Consider the following 528-nt stretch of genomic DNA (forward strand, 5'->3'; position numbering starts at 1 on the left):
GTTTAGCGACGTCACGCGCCACGACCCGCTGCGTTCGCAGCAGATCTGTCAGCTGATTTATGGACTGTGGCACACGGACGATCCGCTGGCCCAGAAGGGCTTACTGCTGGATCTGATCGAGACATTTCAGCCGCTGGCGCGCCATGCTCCGGTCATTCAGGAAGGGGCGCACCGCTTCGACCGGGCGCGCGAGTACCTTCACGACAACTATATGCATCCGGTGACCCTGGATGAGCTGGCGCGCGTGGTCTCGCTGAGTTCGTACCATTTCCAGCGCCAGTTCAAAGCGCACTTTCACGTGACGCCGCACCAGATGCTGATGGCGATCCGTCTGTGGCGCGCCAAAGATTTTCTCACCCTCGGCATGCCGGCCGCTGAAGTGGCCGCCGCGACCGGGCTGACCGATCAGTCTCATCTCACCCGCGCCTTTACCCATCGCTACGGCATTACGCCCGTTCGCTACCAGAAGCAGGTCGTACGGCGCTAATGCGCAATCTCATACAATATTCCCGGCGGACCTCTTTCTAC

The 528-nt window shown here is 60.6% G+C and carries 1 protein-coding gene; it reads left to right on the forward strand.

Translation table 11 applies throughout. The features are described from left to right. A partial coding sequence (locus K5E19_RS23860) for a helix-turn-helix domain-containing protein (protein WP_221553387.1) occupies positions 1-487 on the forward strand: 487 nt, incomplete at its 5' end. Positions 488-528 lie beyond the last annotated feature (41 nt).

This window comes from Enterobacter sp. RIT637 (genome assembly GCF_019718755.1).
Taxonomy (GTDB): domain Bacteria; phylum Pseudomonadota; class Gammaproteobacteria; order Enterobacterales; family Enterobacteriaceae; genus Enterobacter.